Source organism: Streptomyces sp. NPDC056224 (genome assembly GCF_042267665.1).
Classification (GTDB): Bacteria; Actinomycetota; Actinomycetes; order Streptomycetales; family Streptomycetaceae; genus Streptomyces.
Genome location: NZ_JBHJTK010000001.1, coordinates 833,753 through 852,836 on the forward strand (window position 1 = coordinate 833,753; position 19,084 = coordinate 852,836).

Genomic DNA, 19,084 nt, shown 5'->3' on the forward strand with positions numbered 1-19,084 from the left:
GACGGCTGTTCGAGGTCATCGAGGATCTGCTGGAAGGGCCGGCGGAAGGCCACGGCGAAGGGAGGGGAGGGGACCGGAAGGGAGGGGACGGGGTCACGGAGACGATGCGCCCTCGGGCTTCCACCCCCAGGCCGTGAGCATCCCCGGCGACAACCCGGTGCACCGGGGGGAGTCCAGGTAGCGCACGGCCTCGTCCAGCTGGGCGTCGTCGACCAGCCCCGTCGCCACCATGGCCGGCCGCGCCCGGCCCCAGGTGTCCGCCCAGAACCGGCTGATCGCGCTCCCGGGCAGGAGCGGTGGTACGTGGATCTCGGCCGCCACCGGCTCCAGCCCGGCCACGCGCAGCAGCTCGGGACGGTGTGTCACCTGGGAGACGTCGGTCCCGATGCTGTCGCGCAGCCCCTGCCACATGGCCCGCATGGCGCGGGTGTACGGGGTCACGGGCGCCGAGTCCGTGGTCAGGTCGACCGCGTCGCTGACCACCAGGACTCCGCCCGGGGCGAGCAGCCCGGCGAGCCTGGAGACCATCTGCTGCGCGGAGGGCAGGTGCATGAGCACGAACCGGGCGTGGGCCAGCCGGAACAGCCCGGGGGAGAAGTCCTCGGAGGTGATGTCCGCCTGGAGAGTGGCCAGTCCCGGTACGGGGTGCGCCGCGAGGAACCGTACGTCACGGTCCACCGCGAGGACCTGCGCCACTCCCGCCTCGCCGAGCAGCCGCCGCGCCACCGTGCCCGTTCCGGCGCCCACCTCCAGGCAGGTCCAGCCGGGTCCCACGCCCAGCTGCCGCAGCCGGGCCATGGTCGTCTCGTCGTAGGTGAGGGCCCCGAGGTCTATACGGTCGTCCTCGCCCCGGTCCTCGGGACGGAAGACCCTCTCGCCGTAACGGCCCTCGTTCGAGAGCCCTGCACCGGTCATGTGGCCATTGTGCCAAGCGGGAGCGGATGCCACCTGCGCAGGACCTCGCGGAGATCATCACGAGCATGCCCGGCATCGGACCCCTCCTCGGTGCCGAGTTCCTCGCCGGAGTCGGCAGCGACCTCACCTTCTTCGCGACTCCGGACCGGTTCGCCACGTCAACGTCCTGTGGGCCGTCATCCGAGACCGCCGCCTCTACGAAGTCACGCCGCCGCCTGTCACAGTGCCACCCTGATCGTCGGCCAACGCTGGGCAGGTCGGGAGGGCCGTGACATCCTGCGGCAGTGCTTATGAGTGATCACACAAACAGCGTCGAGGTCCGCCCGCTGAGCTATCAGTTCGCCGCAGCCCAGGGCAACCGCTACGACGACAACTGGCTCGTCATCGGTGGCACGGTGACGACTCCCGACGGCAGCTGGTCCTTCACCGATCCCGCTCTGCTGACCGACGAAGCCCGCCAGGTCACCGCGTGGATGCGCGCGGCGGCCGCAGGGACGGTGGCTGTGACCCGTCCTGATGCCGACGGCTACTTGTCCCCGGACACATGGTTCAACGAGCCGGTCCTGGCCTTCAGCCTCGCCGACCGGAGCGAGACGGGGGCGGTGATTCGCATTCACCTGTCCCTGGAGGCGGCACCCCCGTGGCAGCAGGGTGATGACAGGGCGGACATCTACCAGTACTACGTGGAGGTGCGTGTGGACACAGCTGCACTGCTCCACGCAGCCGACCAGTGGGACCTTGCCCCGGCTTCCTTCCCGACCCGCTGATCACCCCGACCGGATGCTCGGCATCGTGTCCAGCGCCTGGAGCCGCGCCGAGGACCGACCCGGGCGCGCACGGCAGACGGACGTGTAGCGCTGAGTGCCTGCCCGTCTGGTTCTGCCGCGGGAAATGCGTACACCTCACCTGCGAAACGCGGTCATCGCCCCTGATGGGGCGGCCCGCCGTCGCGGTTTCAAGGTCTCGGCTCGGGCAGCGGGCCCGGCAGGAGCAGTCCTGCGGGTGGGGCTGTGAGGAGGCCGTCGTCGAAGGAGGGAGGCCTCGACCAGGTTGCCACGTCTCGCAAGTCGACGACACCGCCATCGAACTGTGCCGTACGGAAGGTCACCGTGGCACCGGAGAACTTGGCGCCTTTGAAGTCCACCTCGCCGATGGAGAATTTGGCGCCCTTGAAGTCCACCTCGCCGCCGGAGAACTTGGCGCCCCTGAAGTCCACCTCGCCGCTGGAGAACTCGGCGCCGTAGAAGCCAACCTCGCCGCTGGAGAACGTGGTGTTGCGGAAGCTCACCTCGCCTGCGGAGAACTCGGTGCCGTGGAAGCTCACCTCGCTGCCGGAGAACGTGGCGCCGTAGAAGCTCACCTCGCCGCTGGAGAACGTGGCTCTGCGGAAGTTCACCGTGCCGCCGGAGAACGCGGCTCTGCGAAGGTTGACCGTGTCGCCGGTGAACTTGGCCCCTTTGAAGTTCACTTCGCCGCTGGAGAACGTGGCGCCGTAGAAGCCCACGGCGCTGCCGGAGAACGTGGCGCCGTAAAAGCTCACCGTGCCGCCGGAGAACGTGGCTCCGGTGAAACGCACCTTGCCGCCGGAGAAGCTGGAGTTGGAGAAGTCGCCGCCATCGAAAACGGCGCCGGTGAAGTCGAGGTCGTATCCGCTCCAGGTCGTCTTGGGTGGGGTGGCGGGTTGGAGGTGGTCACGGATTGTCCGGATGACAGTGAGGCGGACCTCGCGGTTGGCTCGTCCGTTCGGGTCTTCGTCGGCTGGTGTGTCCTCTTCGAGGCTCCGGGGGTAGGGCATGCGCAGGTAGGCACAGAGAACGTCGATGCAGGTTTGTCGGCGTTCGGTCCAATCGTCGGCGAGTCCGGCCATGGCGTGGACGCCGGCGAGGCGGCAGGCTGCCTCGTTGTGGCCGAGGAGTTCGGCCGCGGTGCTGAAGCGTTCGTTGAGCAGGCGAGTCCGTTCGTGCTCCAGGGTTCTCTCGGTGTTCTGGCGGAGGGCTCTCGAGGAGCGCCAAGCGCCGGCGAACGCCCCTGCGCTGGCGAGCAAGGCACCGGCGAGACCCACGAGGAGCGTCACCCAGACGGGAGTGCCCGAGCTGGGGCTCTGGTTCGCTGCCGGGGTGACAGAGGGGGTCGGGCCGGGGACGGTGCTGAGGTGGTCGAGGAAGCTGGTCAGCATCGTCATGGCGACACGGTATGGGGGTGCCCCTGCACCGGCCGGATGGCGTGCCAGGTCGACGTTCTGATGACACTCGGATTGGGGACGGCCTCCCCCCGGACAGGCCGGGGACCACGGTCACTCGAGCTGCTCGTAGTCGGCGGGCAGAGCCGCACCCAGGGTGCGCTCGGCCTGCGCCCGGTCCACCGCGGGCGGCGGTTCGGCGGGCGGCGGGCAGAGGCGGACGAGGGCGTCGAGGACGATCGTGGAACGGACGCTGCGGGAACCCCAGCCGGTGCCCGTGGGTGGATCGGCAGGGCAGGCGAAGATCCGCATCGGCTCCGGCCCAGGTGCCCGCTCACCAGGATGAAGACCTCGGGACGCTCCGCGACCCACTCGGGGGCGGTGACGTCTGCGGCACCCGGGCGGGTACCTGTGGCGGGGTACCTCTGGCGGTACCTCCCGGTGCGGACGGCCAGGACCCGCGGCACCGCGTGAAGCGCGCAGGCTCAGGCAGCGGATGCGGCACGGTGCGCTGGCCGGGTGCCTGGGGTGTCGTCCGCACTCTCCTTCCCGGCTGCAGGACCGGTCGCATGCGGGTCCTCCTCCGTCTTGGCGTCGCTCGCGTCCGGGCCCCGGAGCAGGGCGAGTTGCCGGCGGACGGCGGCGCCGGTGCGGGACTCGTCGTCGGTGGCGAGGAGGTCGAGCAGCGCGCCGCGGAGCACGGCCAGGGCAAGGGTGCGCCGGGTCGCGCCGTCCTCGCTGTCACGTTCGGGCCCCGGCTGGCAGGTCGCCAGGACATCGAGCCAGTCATTCACCGTGGCGCGGGCGAAGCCGGCCCAGGCGCCGTCGGGCTCGACGAGGGACCGCGCGTACGCCTCGGCCCACAGCCGCAGCAGCGGACGATGCGCCTCGGCGGCGAGCCAGGACCAGATCTGCTCCACCGCAGCGGCCAGGCCGATGGGCTGGTCGGCCTGCTCAAGACGGTCCAGGACCGCCAGCTCGTCCGTACGGGCCCGCGCCAGCAGGGCTTTGACCAGGCCGTCCTTATTGTCGAACAGAAACATCAGGACGCGCGGGCTGGAGCCGATGGCCGTGGCCAGCGGACGCAGGGACAGATCGGCGAGGCCGTGCGCGAGCGCGTACTGGTACGCGGCTTCCAACAGCTCGACCTGACGGGCGGACGGGCCTGTTGCTTCCTGAGGCATGGGGCTAGCCTAACGTCACTGAAACGGTCGTGTCAGTGGTTCGGGCGCAGTCGAGGGTCCAGGAGGGCGAAGCCATGTCGCAGCAGGAACGTCAGCCGCACGTCGTCGTGCGCCGCGCCGACCGGCCGGGGGATCTGGGCTGGGTGGTGATGGCCCACGGCGAGATCTACGATCAGCAGTTCGGCTGGAACAGCGATTTCGAGGCCCTGGTGGCCCGGATCGTCGCCGACTACGGCACCGATCACGACCCGTCGACGGAGGCGGCGTGGATCGCCGAAGTCGACGGCGAGCGCGCGGGCTGCGTCTTCCTCGTCACCGGCGACGAGCCGGGGGTGGCCAAGCTGCGCATCCTGCTGGTCACGCCGAAGGCCAGGGGGCTCGGTCTGGGCACCCGCCTCGTCGAGGAGTGCCTGGCCTTCGCGCGCCAGGCCGGCTACCGGCAGGTGACACTGTGGACCAACGACGTGCTGGTGTCCGCGCGCAAGATCTACCAGAGCCTCGGCTTCGCACTCGCCGACGAGGAGCCCCACCACAGCTTCGGCCACGACCTCGTCGGCCAGAACTGGACCCTCGACCTGCACGCCACCCCGGCGGGCGGCCCTGCCGGCCGGGCACCGGCGAATCCCGCGGCGCTCGATCGGCCCGATGGCCCTGACCTGCGGTAGTCGCGTCGCCCCGAGCCCACCGGGGGACAAACCGGCCTCCTGCGGGCACCGCCGAAACGGCTCGGGTGTACGTCGCGGCGACGTTTGTGATCGTTGCTCTCTGGTGACAGACCGTTCCGGCGTGTAGTTTCAGCTCCAGCTGTCGTGGTTCGCAGTTCCTGCCCGCGCCCTGGCGTGGGCGTTTTGCTGTGCAGTGCCGGACCAGGGCGATCACCTCCGGGTCCGCGCGGTGCGGATCCGACATCGACTGAGAGGGCATGATCATGGCCAGCGGAACCGTGAAGTGGTTCAACTCGGAAAAGGGCTTCGGCTTCATCGCGCAGGACGGCGGCGGACCGGACGTCTTCGCCCACTACTCCAACATCAACTCCACCGGCTACCGTGAGCTCCAGGAAGGCCAGGCCGTGACGTTCGACATCACGCAGGGCCAGAAGGGCCCCCAGGCGGAGAACATCACCGCCGCCTGACCCGGCAGCCTGCCCCTCTCCGCCCCGGAGCACGAGCTCCGGGGCGGAGACGGATCGGCCGCTCTCCAGCTTTGAGTGATCCCTGCCGTACTCGCGGCCGTGCTATCTGTTACCTGATGCCCGCTACCTGCTACCTGCTATCCGCTGCCCGGTCGGCGGTGCGCGGGCACCCTGGCGCCCGTGCGGGCGCCGCCAGGGACTCGGCTTCTGCCAGCCGCCCGATGAGCGGCGGTGCCGTGACCTGTCAGGTCTGCGGGGGCCGTTCGGGCCGATCGGGCCGTTCCTCACGGTCCTGGCCGAGCTGCTCCTTCAGTTGTTCCTGGGCGGTGTCGACCTGGGAGGTGTACTTGCCCCGGGTCTTCTCGTCGACGAGGTCACCGGCTTTGTCGATGGCCTGGCCCGCCTGATCCTCGTGGCCCTTCAACATCTGCTTGAGCTTGTCCAGTGCGGACATGGCTCTCTCCTTCGGCGTGGGTTTCCGACCATGCCAGGATGATCCGCTGCCGGGTCATCCGCATCTTCGGCCACTCCGATGCGCGGCCCCGTATCCGCCCCCGTATACGCCGGTCGGCAGCCACAGCACTAGCGGCTCGTCCACCAGGCCGCTCCGGTGCCGGCAGCGGTGGACAGCGCCGTGATCAGCCACACCGGCACCCGCTGGACCGTCAGGCGGAAGCCGCCCACCCGGATGTCCACTGCGGGGGTGCCGTCGTCAACCGCCATCGTCCAGACCCTCCATCAGCTGGAAATGATGCTGCGTGAGCTGTTGGAAGGGTGGCCCTGCGGCGTGTTGTCCGTCCACTCCGATGCCCTTGGTGGACCCGAGGTCCCGGATCGTCTGCACCTGGCCGTACGCCGGGCCGACGGAAGCGGGCAGGCGTCGACGGGGTCGACTCGACCCGTGGCTCCCGGCCGTCGTGCCTGAGCGCCGGCCCCGGTGTGCGTTCCGGCCGGGCCCGGTAGCGGGCGCGTGCGGCAGGCGGCTGCTCCAGCGTCGAGGGAGGCAGGGGCGTGTTACGTCGGGCTGGGCGGCGACCACGCGCGGTGTGTGTCCGGCCTGACCGCGGGCGGCGTGACCAACGGGACGACGGTCCCTGCCTGGTCCGGCACCGGCACCGGCTCACGGGGCAGGGGGATCTTCGTGGTCGGCCCGTCGCGGGACGTCCTTGAGGCCGCCGGTCACCACCAGGTTGCCGTCCGAGGTGCGCCGCGCGAGTTCGCCGGTGCGGAAGTAGCCGTCGGTGGTGAAGGAGCGCGCGTTGTGGTCGGGCGCCCGGTAGTAGCCCCGCAGGGTGTACGGACCCCGCGCGAGGAGTTCGCCGGGCTCCCCATCGGGTACGTCCTTGCCGTCGATGTCGACGATGCGGACCTCGTCGTCGGGCGAGAGAGGGCGGCCCCGGGTGGTGAGTACGGTCTCGTCCGGGTCGTTGGGCCGGGTGAGAGTGAGCAGCCCCTCAGCCATGCCGAAGACCTGCTGCAGGCGACAGCCCCATGCGGGGCCCATCCGTTCGGCGGTCTCCCGGTGCAAGGGGGCGCCGCCGATCTGCACGAGACGCAGACTGCTCAAGTCGGCCTGGACCGTGGGAAGTGCGTCGAGCCACAGCTGGGCGACGGCCGGCACCGCCGACGTGATGGTGACCCGCTCTCGTCCCACGAGCGGAAGGCATTCGGCGGGCCCCGGGCTCTCGACCAGGACGACGGTGCCGCCGACCGAGAGGGTACCGACGATGCCGGGGCAGCCGAAGGCGAAGTTCGACTCGGCGGGCAGCGCGACGAGATAGACGTCGTTCCGGCTGAGCGACACCAGCTCGGCGGCGGCCCTCGCCTGGTAGGCGTAGTCGTTGTGGGTGCGCGGAACGAGCTTGGGCGCCGCGGTGGTGCCGCCGGAGAGCAGGAGGAACGCCACCTGGTCGGCGTTCTGCGCAAGCGCCGGCTCGGGCGGGGCGTCGATGGAGCCCAGCGGGCTGTACTGGCAGCCCGACGGGTCGGTCGTGAGGCCTCCGTACGGGGACGGAGGGCCTGGTGCCTCAAGGGTGAACACGCGCCGCAGGAAGGGCTCTCGGGCCGCGATGTCCGCGGCCATCGCCGTGTGGTCGAAGTCGCGGTACGTCGAGGGGCCGACGTAGCCGACGGCCTGGGTGAACCGCACCAGGTGGGACACCTCGGACGCGCGGTGTGAGACCGGGCAGAACACGGGGACCGCGCCGGCGCGCATCAGCGCGAACACGGTGATGACGAACTCGGGAACGTTCGGCAGCTGGACGACGATCCGTTGCCGGGGCCCGAGGCCGCGCAGCCGGAATCCGGCGGCCATGCGGTCCACGCGCCGGTTCAGGTTCGCGTACGTGAGGCGGGTGCCGCCGTGCACGAGTGCGGTCCGCGGTCCGTACTGCAGGGCCCAGTCGCGCAGCAGGTTGTCCAGCGTATTGCCACGCCAGTGCCCGGCTGCCCAGTAGCGGTCGACGAACTCCTCGGGCCAGGGTGTGCAGCCGTCGAGCATGGGCGCCATTCGCTTCCTTCTGTACGGGTCGAGGCCGGTCCGGCACGACGGCGGCCTCCGGCAGGAGCCGTGCTCCCGCCGCCGATCGGGCCGGCGCCGTGACCTGGGCGATCCAAACCGGCCAACACCCCCGTGCGCAATGCGCTTTCCCCACCACGGGAGCTGGACGCTATCGGCGGAAACACCAATGAGCGCCGCTGACCAGGAGGAGCCGGCAGGGCTCGACCGCCGCGGCCCCGCGTCGCGGCGGAATGCCCGTGACGCCGGGTCAGCGGAGCCGGGCCCGCGCCGCAGTCGCCCGCACGGTGCCGGTCGCCGGTCCGGTTGCCGGTCCGGTTGCCGGTCCGGTCTCCGGTGAGGCCGCCGGTCCGGTCGTCAGCGGCTTGACCCATCGGGTCCAGCGCGGCTGCGGTTCGTATCCCATGGCGTGCCAAGCGCGGTGGGCGAGTTCGTTGCCGTCCAGCACCACGGCGTCGCCGCGCCGCCCGCCCAGCGCCACGAACCGGTCTTCCGCAGCCCACAGCAGTGCCGTGGCGACGCCCTGACGGCGGTACGCGGGGTGGACGGCCAGTCGGTAGAGGTGGCACCGCCAGCCGTCGAACCCGGCGATGACGGTGCCCGCCAGTCGGCCGTTCCGCTCCGCCAGGAGCAGGGAGCTGCCGTCGCGGGCGATCAGGCGGGCCACCCCGTCCCGGTCGTCCGCGCTGGGGCCGTTGCGCACTCTGGCGGACCGTGCGCAGGTCAGCCCGCCGACGGCGTCCCGGCTGTTCCGGCGGTTGGGTTTCGAGGGCTTCGCGGAATTCCAGGCCGTGGTGCGCGCGGACGCTCGGGAGCACGAGCGGTCAAGGCTGCGCGAGTTCGTCACGACGTCACCGGAGGACGAGCCGCCCAACGTCAACCGGGCGGCGGAAGAACTGCGCGCCGGACTGGGCAGCACCCTGTCAGTGGTGAACGAGCCGCTGCTCGCCCTCATCGCGGGTCTCCTCGCCGACGGCGACCGGGTGTGGGGGCTGGGCGGCTCGCTCAGCGAACTGGCGGCCGACTACCTGGTCCGTCAGCTGGCGGCCCTTCGTCCGGGCGTGGCCCGGGTTCCGGACACCCCGGCGGCCCGGGCCAGGGTGCTCGTCGATCTCGGCCCGTCGGACCTGATCGTGGCCTATGACTTCCGCCGCTACGCGGACAGCACGGCCAGGTTCGTCCACGCGGCCCGCTCGCGCGGTGCCCGGCTGATCCTCGTCACTGATGCCTGGGAGTCCCCGCTCGCCGAACAGGCCGAGGTCCTCGTCCGGTTGCCCCGCGAGGCGGCCGGCCCCATCGCGCCGCTCACCCACGAAGTCGCCGTCACGGAACTCATCCTCGTCGCGGCGGCCGCGCTCATGGCCGACTCGGCCCGACGGCTCGAAGCCCTGGACGAACTCACGGCGGAACTGACACCAGAGCCGCGGGGCGCCGGCACGGGCTCCTGAGGCGATGACGACCGGCCCGAACCCGGCGGCGAGCCCCCGGCACGACGACGCGCCGCGTCACGAGCGCGGCGGCTGGTCCGGAGCGGAGGGTGACCGTCCGGAGCGGCGGGTGACCGTCCGGAGCGACGGGTGACCGTCCGGCGCGTCAGACGGCGAGACCTTCGATCAGTTCGACGCGGGGAAGCTCCGCGAGCAGCTTCCCCGGCGCGATGATCTTGCCGCGGCGGCGTCCGCTGCCGATCAGTACGTACGGCATGTCACGGACGGCCGCGTCCACCAGCAGCGGCCAGTCGTCCGGCAGCCCCAGCGGGGTGATGCCGCCGTACTCCATGCCCGTCAGCTCCACGGCCGTCTCCATCGGGGCGAACGACACCTTGCGCGCCCCCAGATGACGCCGGACGGCACCGTTCACGTCGATCCGGCCGGCGGAGGGCACCAGGCAGGCCGCGAAGGTGGTCTCACCGCCGCGCTTGGCGGCCACCACCACACAGTTCGCCGACTGATCCAGCAGCTCCTGCCCGAAATGCGCGACGAAGGCGGCGGTGTCGGCGATGGCCGGGTCGGTGTCGACGTAGAGGATCTGGCCAACCGGTACGTCTCCACGCCAGCCGCCGACCGCCCGCGCCACGGGCGGGATCAGCTCGGCGAGACAGTCGGGGGCGGGCACGGCGTTGTCGAAGGACCCGATGGGAGCGCGCATGCCCGCACGCTAACACCGCCCGCGCCGACGCCCGTTCGCTCCGTCCCCCCCCCGACCGGTCAGGTCTGCGGCCCGACCTCGAACCCGGGCACTTCGCCGTGCGCCGACCCGCCGGGGGAACACCCGGGTACGCCCCGTGCGGGGGCACCGCTCTCCGTGACGGGACAGCCCTCAGAGGTCGATGGAGCGGAACTCGTCCAACACGGTGAAGCCGGTGCTGTCGTACAGGCCCATCGCGACCTCGTTGCCGCCGAAGACGTTGAACATCATCGCCTCGTCGCCGCCCTGCCTGGTGGCCCACTCGCCGACGGCCATCGCGGCCCGGCCGTAGCCCTTGCCCCGGTGCTCCTCGTACACCTCCAGGGAGAAGCCGAAGGTCACGCCCGGCAGGAAGCCGTGGTTCACCCAGCCGGTGCCGATCACCTGACCGTCGGCCTCCATCGCGTAGAACGCGTGCCCCGGGGTCGAGAATCCCTGCGGAAGGTAGCGGGCGAAGTCCTGGTCGGACTTCTCCTTGGCCTGCTCCGGGGTAAGAGCCCCGGCCCGGACGATGTCCGCGATGTACGAGGCCTCCTCACCCGCGTACCAGCCCGGATACTCCTCCTCCGTGAGCCGGCGAACCGTCAGGCCCGCGGGCAGCTCGGGATGCTCGGCCACGGCACGCATCCGGTTCTGTCCCCGTACGGGATAGTCGGCGAACGCACCCGCTCCGCCGGTGAGCCGGACCTCCACCCGCTGCGCGCCGTGCTCGGCACACCACCGCTCGGCCCACCGGCGCCCCTGCGGCACCGTCAGGTCGTGGATCCGGCCCACGATCGCCCCGTTGTCCTCCGCCACCCCGACCGCGATCCACCCGGTGCCGTCCGTGGCCAGCGTCCAGCCGTCGATTCCCTTCAGCGCCCGTTCCAGCAGAGCCTGGGCCAGCGGCTCCGAACACCCCGCAGCCCGGTACCCGGCCAGCACCCGCTCCTCGAACCCGACACGCCACCCGTCCTGGCCGGCCACGATCTGTATCTCGTCCATCCCCCCACCCTAAGGGCCGTCCCGAGCCCGCTTCCCGGCCGTCAACGCTCCAATTCGCTGGTCCCACCGTTCCGTCGGCCCGTAGCATCCGCCCGTGAGCGACAACGAGTTGGAAGACGCGGCCGCGGCACGGGACCGAGTGACATGCTGGCGAGGAAGGACGGTCGGCCTCGCGGCACTCGACGCCGAAGACGCCGATCTGATACACGGCTGGAGGTCCGACCCGGTCGCCGCCCACGAGATCGGCTTCTGGCCGCGCTCCCTGTCCTCGCTCCGCGAGCGCATGGAGCGGGAAAGGGATGACCACGAGCGTGACGACTTCCTGGTCCTGCTGCCCGACGGCACGCCGATCGGCCACACCGCCCTGATCAACCAGGACATGGTCGACGGAACGGCGGAGGTCTTCCTCGTGATGGACCCACAGTACCGAGGGAAGAGCTACGGAACCGACGCCCTCGATGCGCTGACCGACCTCGCCTTCGGTGAACTGCCCATGCAGCGCCTCCAGGCAGTCACCCACACCGGCAACACCGCCGCGCTCAGCGTCCTGGACAGGGCGGGATTCGTCCAGGAGGGAGTGCGCCGCTCGGCCTGCCTGCACCGGGGGCGCCGCCTCGACGTCGCCGTCCTGTCCCTCCTCCGTTCCGAGTGGGAGGCATTGGAACGCCCGAGGTCCTGGGACCTCTGACCGGCACCGCCCCCTGCGAATGACCGTTTGACCGTTCTCCGATTCGGCGGGCCGCACCCGCCGGGCCCGCTCGGCCCGCTCGCCGTACCGTGACCGGCCGCATCCGCCTCGGCGGCAGCCATCGAAGACGGCGGTGAGGACATTCCGGATGAGTCGGAGGAGCATCTATTGAGGGGAGGCCTGTACGGCGCGCTGCACCGCCGGCCGGCAGGAGTGGCACACCCCGGCCGGCCGTGAGGAGGATGGCCATGATCGTCGACTGCGCACATTACCGGGACGGGCATCGGCAGCACGAGGGCGCGATGCCGCTGGAGCAGGCGGCCGCCCGCTGCAGGCAGGGCGGATTCGTGTGGCTGGGCGTCTTCGAACCGGGGCCGGAGGAACTGGCCCGGGTTCGCGAAACCTTCGGACTGCACGAACTCGCCGTCGAGGACGCCGCGGCCTTCCACCTACGGCCGAAGGCCGAGCAGTACGAGGACGGCACCGAACTGATCATCCTGCGCACGGCACGCTACGACGACGAGCGCGAGGAGATCGACACCGGCGAGATCAGCATCTTCCTCGCCGACCACTTCGTGATCACCGTCCGGCAGGGCATCGCGAGCGAGCTGCACGGTGCGCGGAGCCGGCTCGAAGGCCGCCCCGAACTGCTCAAGACCGGCAGCGCCTCCACGCTGTGGGCGATCCTCGACCAGGTCGTCGACAGCTACGCGCCCGTCGTCGGCGAACTCGAACGCGACATCGAGCAGATCGAGGCCACGGTGTTCTCCGGGGCGATCGCCCCGACCGAACGGATCTACTCCCTGCGCCGTGAGGCCACGGACTTCTACCGCGCCGTGCACCCGCTGCTCGCCGTGCTCGCCCGGAGGCTGCAGCCCGGAAAGTCACCGCCCGCGCTCCGGCCGTACTTCCGGGACGTGCACGACCACCTGCTGCTGGTCAACGAGGAGGTCGCCGCCCAACGCGACCTCCTGACGACCGTCCTGGAAGCGAACATCGCGGTGATCTCCGTCGAGCAGAACAAGATCAACCTGCGGCAGAGCGCCACGATGGAGAGGCTCACGATCCTCGCGAGCGTGTTCCTCCCGCTGTCCTTCGTGGTCGGCTTCTTCGGGCAGAACTTCGCATGGCTCGTCAGCCACATCAGCAGCTTCACGGCGTTCCTCGCCCTCACCATCGCGGGACTGCTGCTGCCGTGCCTGATGCTCTACGTCTGGCTGCGCCGACGGCGCCGCCATCCGGCACCGTCCATGCCGGAGGCGGGCACCGCAGCCCCGAGCGCCCCGGCAGCCTTCACGAAGTGAGGACGGCACCGGTGAGCGCGCACCGGTGAGCGTGCTGTCGCCGCCCTGCTATGAGGGGAGGCGGAAGCCGTTGAAGAGGTCGTCCATGCCGCGCAGGGCCAGGCGGGCGGGGGTGGCACGGACCGCGAGGTCGCGGGCCGCCACCGCGAGCGGGTTGCGGAGGGCGCCCAGGCGGCCGAACCGGCGGGCGCGGACGCGCACGGCGTCGGTGCGGTCGCGGCGGGCGGCGGTGTACGCGCCCAGGGCTGCCGGGACGGGATCCGAGCCGTCTGAGCCGGCTGGGCTGTCTCCGCCGGGAAGCAGATGGGCGAGCACCACCGCGTCCTCGATGGCCTGGCAGCCGCCCTGTCCGAGGTTGGGGGCCATGGCGTGGGCGGCGTCTCCGAGCCAGGCGATCCGGCCGTGGTGCAGGCGGGGGAGCGGGGCAGCCAGATCGTAGAGGTCGTTGTGGAGCACGTCGGCGGGGTCGAGCAGGGCGACGCGGTCCAGCAGGGCCGGAATCGGGTCGTGCCACGACCCGAAGCGGTCTCGGAGTTCGGCGCGGGGGTCGGCTGAGCGGGTGCCGGCCGGGACGACCGCGGTGGCGTAGAGGTACAGCCGGCCGTCGGAGAGGGGTGTCACGCCGAACCGCTCGCCCCGCCCCCAGGTCTCGCTCATGGCCGGTATCCGGAGGTCCGGGGCGTCCACGAGGGCCCGCCAGGCCGTCTCGCCGACGTAGTGCAGGCCGGGGTGGGCGGGGAAGAACGCGCGCCGCAGCGGGCTGTGGATGCCGTCGGCGGCGACGACCAGATCGGCGTCCAGGTCCGGGCCGACCGCCGTACGGATGATCGGGTGCCCCGGGGCGTCGTCGACGGCGGTCACGGCGGTGCCGTAACGCACGGCCTCCGGCGGAAGTGCGGCGGCCAGGGCGGCGGTGAGGGCCGGGCGCGGGACGGCGATCGGGGGCATGCCGTAGCGGGCCGCCATGTCCGCGGTGTCGGTCCGGGTGAGCCACTGGCCGCTGGAGCGGCGTACGCCCATCGTGGTGGCCACGGCGCTGCCGGCGGCGAGGGCGGCGTCGACACCGATGGCGTCGAGGGCGCGCAGGGCGTTGGGGGCGAGGCCGATGCCTGCGCCGGTGGTGGGGGCTTCAGCAGCGCGCTCGCAGACGGTGACGTGCCAGCCCCGGCGGTGCAGTGCGACCGCGGCCGTGAGGCCGCCGATCCCGGCCCCGACCACCACCGCGTGACGTTTCGGCATGGGAGGCCTCTCCATTCGGTTCGGGCATTTCCCACACCCTAAGGGCTGCCTCTCCCGTGCCTTCCGGCGGGCGCACGACGCCGGCTGCGGCACCTCCGCGCCATCGGGAGCCGTGGGCGTTCGACGCCGTCCTCCACGGCGGGGTTGCCCGGACCGGGACCGGGCTGCGTCACCACCAGTACACGGGGTAGCGCCTCGTGGCCGGGCGGGTGCGGGAGAGGGCGCAGCCCGCGAGGACGAGGAGGACGGCCGAGCCCGCCAGGAGCGGCACGAAGGTCTTGGGGTCCGGTGTCCGCAGGACGACGACGACGGCGGTCGCGCAGGCCGGGGAATGCGGGGTGCGGGCCATGGTCATCACCGCCGGGGCGACGCCGGCCGCGAGGGCCGCCACCCAGGGCGCACTGCCGAAGGCGGCGAGGGCCCCGTACCCGACGGCGGCGCAGAGCAGGTGTCCGGCGAGCTGTCATCCCCGGGGCCCTGGGCGGTCGGCGTACCAGTCGACGCGCGTCCCCGGGGTGACCGGCAGGGCTTCGAGCCCGGCGTCGCCCAAGATGCGCTCAGCGGTCTCGTTCGAGCAGCCGACGTAGGTGGACAGCAGGTCGTAGTCGGTGGTGACCACCCAGGCACGGTCCTGCGGCCACCAGAATTCCGGGCCGTCCGACCCCACCTCGTCCGAGACCTCCTCCCGTACGGATTCCAGGTCGGCCAGACAGGACCGGCGGACGAGCGGTTCCTCCCCGCCCCGGCAGAGCGCCGCCAGGTCGTACGCGAAGTAGACGCCCTGGTCGCCCGTCACGCCGGCGAGGCAGCGTGCCAGCGTGGCCCGGCTGCGGCTGTCCAGGACCCCTGCCTCGGTCTGCCACATCGGCTTGCCGGCCTCGTCGCGTTCGTCAGGCAACGAGAAGTGGGACAGCTCGGAGTGGAAGGCGACGCCGGCTTCGTCCGCCCACGTCTGCCATCTGCGGGTCCGGCCCGACCCGTCCGTCGCCTCGAACCTGTGAAAGACGCGCAGGTACGCCTCGAACCCGCTCGGCACCAGCTCGGACACCACGTGCCCGGGCCCGGTGGCGGACCGGCCGAGCCGCTCCTGGAGCCAGGCCAGCTCCGTGCCGTCGTACGTCCACTCCCGCGCCGAAACCATGGGGCCCATTCTCCTGGCCGGCACGGCCCCTTCCGCCGCTGACCACGTGGGTTGACCCTCCCCTTACGTCAGGCCACAGGATGCGGCGTGCCGGACGAGAGGCAGGAACAGGGACATGGGGTATTCCGTAGGGCAAGTAGCCGCGTACGCCGGGGTGACCGTGCGCACGCTGCACCACTACGACAAGGTGGGGCTGCTCTCACCCAGCGGCCGTAGCGACGCGGGCTACCGCTTCTATGACGAGGCGGACCTGACCCGGCTGCAACAGGTCCTCTTCTACCGGGAACTGGGCTTTCCCCTCAACGAGATCGCCGCCATCCTCCAGGACCCCCACGCGAACGCTGCCGAGCACCTGCGAGCACGACAACAGCAGTTGAGCCAGGAGATCGCCAGACTGCAGCGGCTGTCCGAAGTCGCGGAGCGGGCCATCGAGGTGCAGCAGACGGGGGTGGCGCTCACTCCCGAGGAGCGCTTCGACGTCTTCGGCGAGGTCTCCTTCGACCTCAGCTACGCGACCGAAGCACAGGTCAGGTGGCGGCACTCGGCAGCGCATCAGGAGGCCATGGCGCGCGCGGACGCCTACAGCAAGGAGGACTGGCGGCAGCTCATGCGCGAGGCGGCGGTCTGGCGGGCGGAGGTGCTGGCGGCCTTCGACGACGGAGAGCCGGCCGACGGCGAACGGGTGATGGACCTCGCCGAGGAGCACCGACGGCACCTCACACGCTGGTTCACGGACTGCCCGCCCGCCATGCACCGGCGCATCGCGGACGACTTCGTCGCCGATCGCCGGGCCTTCGCCCTCGTCGTACCGCCCTCCCAGCAACGCCCCGGCCTTGCCGCCTACCTGTGCGCGGCGATCCACGCCAACGCGGCCCGCCCCGACATCCCGCGCACCGGCTCGGGGGACGAGCGATGAGAATTCTGCTGGCTGCCGCCGGGTCGCGCGGGGACGTCGCCCCCTACACCGGCCTGGGCGCCGAGCTGCGCGGCGCCGGCCACGAGGTCGTCCTGGCCACCACGGAGGCGTTCGCGCCGCTCGTCCGCGCCGCCGGGCTGGAATTCCGACGGCTCCCCGCAGACACCCGGGCCCACCGCGAGGTCGGCGGCAGGCGGGAGCTGATGCGCGCCGCCGCCGCGTTCGTCACCGAGATGGGCCAGGGATTCGCCGAAGCGATGGACGACCGCCCGGACCTGCTGCTGTTGTCGGCCACCACCGCCCCGCTCGGCTGGCACCTGGCCGAGGCCTCGGGCATACCGAGCCTGGGCGTGTACCTCCAGCCCACCGAGCCCACCGGCGACTTCCCGCCCACGGTGACCACGGGCCGCTCGCTCGGCCGTTTCGCGAACCGCGCGGCAGGGCGCTTCGCCCTGGCCATGACCGACCGGGTGTACGCGGAAGCGGTCGCGGGACTGCGCCGCCGGCTCCGGCTGCCGACGCTCTCCGCCTCCGGGATGCGCAGACGCCAGGAGCGGGCTAACTGGCCCATCCTGTACGGCTTCAGCACGGCGCTGGTCCCCCGCCCCTCCGACTGGCGTCCCGGATTGGACGTCGTGGGCACGTGGTGGCCCCACCTCGGCGCCGCCGAGCGCCTCCCGGTTCAGGTGGAGGACTTCCTCCGGGCCGGTCCCCGCCCCGTCCTCGTCAGTTTCGGGAGCATGGCGGCCGGGGACGCGGACCGCGTCAGCGGCATCGCCGTGGAGGCCCTGCGGAGCGCCGGCCTGCGCGGCATCCTCCAGTCCGGCGGCCTCGGGCTCGCGGCCGAGGGCGATGACGTCCTCACCGTCGGAGACGTCCCGCACACGCTGCTCTTCCCACGGCTGGCCGCGGTGGTCCACCACGCGGGTGCCGGTACCGCGGCGGCCGCGCTGCGCGCCGGGGTGCCGGCCGTCACCGTGCCGGTGGCCGCGGACCAGCCCTTCTGGGCCGCGCGGCTCGCAGCGGTCGGAGCCGCGGCCGGTCCGATCCCGTTCCGTTCCCTGACCGTCGAAGGGCTCGCCGACGCGCTGGTCCGTGTCACCCGGCAGCAGTCGTACGCCCGGGCCGCCGAGTCGATCTCGCGGCGGATGGCGGCCGACGACGGAGCCGGCCGGGTCCTGACGGCCATCCGGCGGATGACCGAGGGCTGACCGGGGGCTGAGGCGGTGAGGGCGCACAGCGGCGACACCTGACGCTCCGGGGGAGGACGGCCACGGCCGGAGAGGACGTCCCGGTGGCAGCGCCGAGGGTCGCCCGGTGCACTGACCTCAGGCGTCCTCCGTGGGGCCGGAGGCCGATCCCGCACCCGATCCCGCCGCCGGTCCCGCGCACGGCGACGTCCGCTACTGGCCGAAGTCGGGCAGGATCAGGGAGCCGTCCTCGGCCAGGGTGAAGCCGGGGTTGTGGGCGATCTCCCAGGCGTGGCCGTCGGGGTCGGTGAAGACACCCGAGTAGAAGCCGATCGCGTTGACGGCGGCGGGCCGGGTGACGGTGCCGCCGGCCCGCGCGGCAGTGTCGAGGAGGGCGTCGACCTCTGCGTCCGTCCGTACGTTGTGAGCCAGGGCGACGCCGCCGAAGCCGGCCGCCGGGGCATCGGGAAGACCGCAGTCCGCAGCCAGTTTCCGGCGGTCCCACAACACCAGGGCCAGACCGCCCGCCTGGTGGAAGACCGTCTCTTGGACCTCGGTACCGCGCCATCCCAGCGCTGCGTAGAAGCCCTTGGCGCGGGTGAGGTCCGCGACGCCCAGGGTGACCAAACTGATCCGCTGTTCCATCCTGCCACCGTAAGGGCAGGGCAGGGCTGCGGACGCACGGCAGGCGGGGCCCTCACCGTCACCCCGGGGCCGGGCGCGGCCGGTGCGGACGAGTGGCCGGAGCTCGCCGCAACCGCCGTACACCTCGCCGGTGGGCCGGCTCAGGCCTCCGCCCAGGTGAGCGGCAGCGCGCCTCCCGCACGTGCTGCTTCGGGGGACCTTCCGGGCCGTGCTCGCGCCCCCATGCCCGGAGGGCGCGCGGGTCCGCCGTTCCCGCCACGAGGCGGGTGAGCAGGTGCTGAGAGAGCGCGGCCTCCTCGGCGCCGTGCCCTCAGGCCGCAGCCGAGTGCATGTCCGTCGAGCCGCGTGTCCGGGTGCCTCTGAGCTCGGTCATGGCGCACCCGGCCGCACCGCACCGCACGGCTCCGACCAGCCCGGCCGAGCCGGACCCCGGCTCGGCCGGACGAGCACATCCGGGTGCAGCTCCGCGAGGCGTTCGCCGAACCGACAGTGAAGCCGGGCACCATACCGATGGTCGTCGACGGGCCCGCAGCCATCGGGACGCTGCCGCCGACCGCGGCCCGGGTCGCCGGCTGTCGGGTCGCCCGTCCGCCCGCCCCGGCCACGCGGCGGACAGCGGTCCACGGCGCGAGGCCGGGGCCGGGGCCGGGGCCGGGGCCGGTGCCCGCGACGAGTTCGTCGTCCCGGCCGCGGCCCGGGCGGTGCCGCACGCGCCGCGGTCCGCCGAGCTCACCGACGAGACGAGCGCGGAGCTGGAGATGAGCGAGTTCCCCATGTCCTTGCGCCCCCGTACCGACAGCCGGGCCGGGCCCACGAGCGCTGGTGCCGGGCCGGTGACCGGCACGGTGGCCGATGCCTGACT

22 protein-coding genes and 2 pseudogenes are annotated in these 19,084 nt (G+C 72.1%); 10 read left to right on the top strand and 14 right to left on the bottom strand.

Features of this window, described 5'->3' with window-relative positions; genetic code table 11:
• Positions 1 to 93 precede the first annotated feature (93 nt).
• Positions 94 to 915 carry a class I SAM-dependent methyltransferase gene (locus tag ACFCZ1_RS03775; RefSeq protein ID WP_376676692.1) on the bottom strand — a complete coding sequence of 274 codons (822 nt, stop codon included), beginning with the start codon at positions 913 to 915 and terminating at the stop codon, positions 94 to 96.
• A gap of 44 nt (positions 916 to 959) precedes the next feature.
• On the opposite strand from ACFCZ1_RS03775, the pseudogene ACFCZ1_RS03780 reads away from it, so the two are divergent.
• Positions 960 to 1,091 (top strand): annotated as a pseudogene (locus tag ACFCZ1_RS03780) (transposase); the annotation flags it as partial.
• A 114-nt stretch (positions 1,092 to 1,205) separates the two neighbouring features.
• A complete protein-coding gene (locus ACFCZ1_RS03785) occupies positions 1,206 to 1,682 on the top strand; it encodes a hypothetical protein (protein WP_376676693.1) in 477 nt (158 codons plus the stop codon).
• Positions 1,683 to 1,870: 188 nt separating this feature from the next.
• Here ACFCZ1_RS03785 and ACFCZ1_RS03790 read toward each other — a convergent pair whose 3' ends face one another.
• From ACFCZ1_RS03790 to ACFCZ1_RS03800, 3 genes and pseudogenes are all read right to left on the bottom strand, one after another.
• On the bottom strand, positions 1,871 to 3,097 hold the full coding sequence (locus ACFCZ1_RS03790; protein ID WP_376676694.1) for a pentapeptide repeat-containing protein: 1,227 nt from the start codon (positions 3,095 to 3,097) through the stop codon (positions 1,871 to 1,873).
• A 111-nt stretch (positions 3,098 to 3,208) separates the two neighbouring features.
• Positions 3,209 to 3,406 carry a hypothetical protein gene (locus ACFCZ1_RS03795; protein ID WP_376676695.1) on the bottom strand — a complete coding sequence of 66 codons (198 nt, stop codon included), beginning with the start codon at positions 3,404 to 3,406 and terminating at the stop codon, positions 3,209 to 3,211.
• 296 nt (positions 3,407 to 3,702) lie between these two features.
• A pseudogene (locus ACFCZ1_RS03800) lies at positions 3,703 to 4,278 on the bottom strand (TetR/AcrR family transcriptional regulator); the annotation flags it as partial.
• Between the two features lie 74 nt (positions 4,279 to 4,352).
• On the opposite strand from ACFCZ1_RS03800, the gene ACFCZ1_RS03805 reads away from it, so the two are divergent.
• Positions 4,353 to 4,943: a GNAT family N-acetyltransferase gene (locus ACFCZ1_RS03805; protein WP_376676696.1), complete on the top strand. Its 591-nt coding sequence runs from the start codon at positions 4,353 to 4,355 to the stop codon at positions 4,941 to 4,943.
• A 263-nt stretch (positions 4,944 to 5,206) separates the two neighbouring features.
• Entirely contained in the window at positions 5,207 to 5,410 is a 204-nt protein-coding gene (locus ACFCZ1_RS03810; protein WP_328929665.1) for a cold-shock protein, read from the top strand.
• Between the two features lie 244 nt (positions 5,411 to 5,654).
• Here ACFCZ1_RS03810 and ACFCZ1_RS03815 read toward each other — a convergent pair whose 3' ends face one another.
• From ACFCZ1_RS03815 to ACFCZ1_RS03830, 4 genes are all read right to left on the bottom strand, one after another.
• On the bottom strand, positions 5,655 to 5,864 hold the full coding sequence (locus ACFCZ1_RS03815) for an antitoxin (protein ID WP_376676697.1): 210 nt from the start codon (positions 5,862 to 5,864) through the stop codon (positions 5,655 to 5,657).
• A 128-nt stretch (positions 5,865 to 5,992) separates the two neighbouring features.
• Positions 5,993 to 6,133 (bottom strand): hypothetical protein, encoded by a 141-nt coding sequence (locus tag ACFCZ1_RS03820; RefSeq protein ID WP_376676698.1) that lies wholly within the window; start codon positions 6,131 to 6,133, stop codon positions 5,993 to 5,995.
• A gap of 397 nt (positions 6,134 to 6,530) precedes the next feature.
• Positions 6,531 to 7,919 carry a (2,3-dihydroxybenzoyl)adenylate synthase gene (locus tag ACFCZ1_RS03825; protein WP_376676699.1) on the bottom strand — a complete coding sequence of 463 codons (1,389 nt, stop codon included), beginning with the start codon at positions 7,917 to 7,919 and terminating at the stop codon, positions 6,531 to 6,533.
• A gap of 259 nt (positions 7,920 to 8,178) precedes the next feature.
• Positions 8,179 to 8,655 (bottom strand): GNAT family N-acetyltransferase, encoded by a 477-nt coding sequence (locus ACFCZ1_RS03830; RefSeq protein WP_376676788.1) that lies wholly within the window; start codon positions 8,653 to 8,655, stop codon positions 8,179 to 8,181.
• Here ACFCZ1_RS03830 and ACFCZ1_RS03835 point away from each other — a divergent pair.
• Positions 8,624 to 9,376, top strand: coding sequence for a MurR/RpiR family transcriptional regulator (locus ACFCZ1_RS03835; RefSeq protein WP_376676700.1), 753 nt, complete (start codon positions 8,624 to 8,626; stop codon positions 9,374 to 9,376). The genes ACFCZ1_RS03830 and ACFCZ1_RS03835 overlap by 32 nt on opposite strands.
• 145 nt (positions 9,377 to 9,521) lie before the next feature.
• On the opposite strand, the gene ACFCZ1_RS03840 is transcribed toward ACFCZ1_RS03835, so the two are convergent.
• Together ACFCZ1_RS03840 and ACFCZ1_RS03845 are read right to left on the bottom strand one after the other, a co-directional pair.
• Positions 9,522 to 10,076 (bottom strand): YbaK/EbsC family protein, encoded by a 555-nt coding sequence (locus ACFCZ1_RS03840; protein WP_376676701.1) that lies wholly within the window; start codon positions 10,074 to 10,076, stop codon positions 9,522 to 9,524.
• 171 nt (positions 10,077 to 10,247) lie between these two features.
• Positions 10,248 to 11,099: a GNAT family N-acetyltransferase gene (locus ACFCZ1_RS03845; protein WP_376676702.1), complete on the bottom strand. Its 852-nt coding sequence runs from the start codon at positions 11,097 to 11,099 to the stop codon at positions 10,248 to 10,250.
• Between the two features lie 94 nt (positions 11,100 to 11,193).
• Between ACFCZ1_RS03845 and ACFCZ1_RS03850 the strand changes: the two genes are divergently transcribed.
• Positions 11,194 to 11,787 carry a GNAT family N-acetyltransferase gene (locus ACFCZ1_RS03850; RefSeq protein ID WP_376676703.1) on the top strand — a complete coding sequence of 198 codons (594 nt, stop codon included), beginning with the start codon at positions 11,194 to 11,196 and terminating at the stop codon, positions 11,785 to 11,787.
• 248 nt (positions 11,788 to 12,035) lie between these two features.
• A complete protein-coding gene (locus ACFCZ1_RS03855) occupies positions 12,036 to 13,091 on the top strand; it encodes a magnesium and cobalt transport protein CorA (RefSeq protein ID WP_376676704.1) in 1,056 nt (351 codons plus the stop codon).
• Between the two features lie 48 nt (positions 13,092 to 13,139).
• Here the strand turns inward: ACFCZ1_RS03855 and ACFCZ1_RS03860 are convergent, their stop codons facing one another.
• The 3 genes from ACFCZ1_RS03860 to ACFCZ1_RS03870 form a co-directional block, all read right to left on the bottom strand.
• A complete protein-coding gene (locus ACFCZ1_RS03860) occupies positions 13,140 to 14,330 on the bottom strand; it encodes an FAD-dependent monooxygenase (RefSeq protein ID WP_376676705.1) in 1,191 nt (396 codons plus the stop codon).
• Between the two features lie 169 nt (positions 14,331 to 14,499).
• A complete protein-coding gene (locus ACFCZ1_RS03865) occupies positions 14,500 to 14,778 on the bottom strand; it encodes an HPP family protein (protein ID WP_376676789.1) in 279 nt (92 codons plus the stop codon).
• A 15-nt stretch (positions 14,779 to 14,793) separates the two neighbouring features.
• A complete protein-coding gene (locus ACFCZ1_RS03870) occupies positions 14,794 to 15,471 on the bottom strand; it encodes a hypothetical protein (protein ID WP_376676706.1) in 678 nt (225 codons plus the stop codon).
• Positions 15,472 to 15,586: 115 nt separating this feature from the next.
• Here ACFCZ1_RS03870 and ACFCZ1_RS03875 point away from each other — a divergent pair, with 115 nt between their 5' ends.
• Positions 15,587 to 16,387, top strand: coding sequence for a MerR family transcriptional regulator (locus tag ACFCZ1_RS03875; RefSeq protein ID WP_376676707.1), 801 nt, complete (start codon positions 15,587 to 15,589; stop codon positions 16,385 to 16,387).
• Entirely contained in the window at positions 16,384 to 17,598 is a 1,215-nt protein-coding gene (locus ACFCZ1_RS03880; protein ID WP_376676708.1) for a glycosyltransferase, read from the top strand. The genes ACFCZ1_RS03875 and ACFCZ1_RS03880 overlap by 4 nt, the downstream gene beginning before the upstream one ends.
• A 192-nt stretch (positions 17,599 to 17,790) precedes the next feature.
• On the opposite strand, the gene ACFCZ1_RS03885 is transcribed toward ACFCZ1_RS03880, so the two are convergent.
• Positions 17,791 to 18,222, bottom strand: a complete 432-nt coding sequence (locus ACFCZ1_RS03885) for a VOC family protein (RefSeq protein ID WP_376676709.1) — start codon at positions 18,220 to 18,222, stop codon at positions 17,791 to 17,793.
• A 701-nt stretch (positions 18,223 to 18,923) separates the two neighbouring features.
• Here ACFCZ1_RS03885 and ACFCZ1_RS03890 point away from each other — a divergent pair.
• Positions 18,924 to 19,082 carry a hypothetical protein gene (locus tag ACFCZ1_RS03890; protein WP_376676710.1) on the top strand — a complete coding sequence of 53 codons (159 nt, stop codon included), beginning with the start codon at positions 18,924 to 18,926 and terminating at the stop codon, positions 19,080 to 19,082.
• Positions 19,083 to 19,084 lie beyond the last annotated feature (2 nt).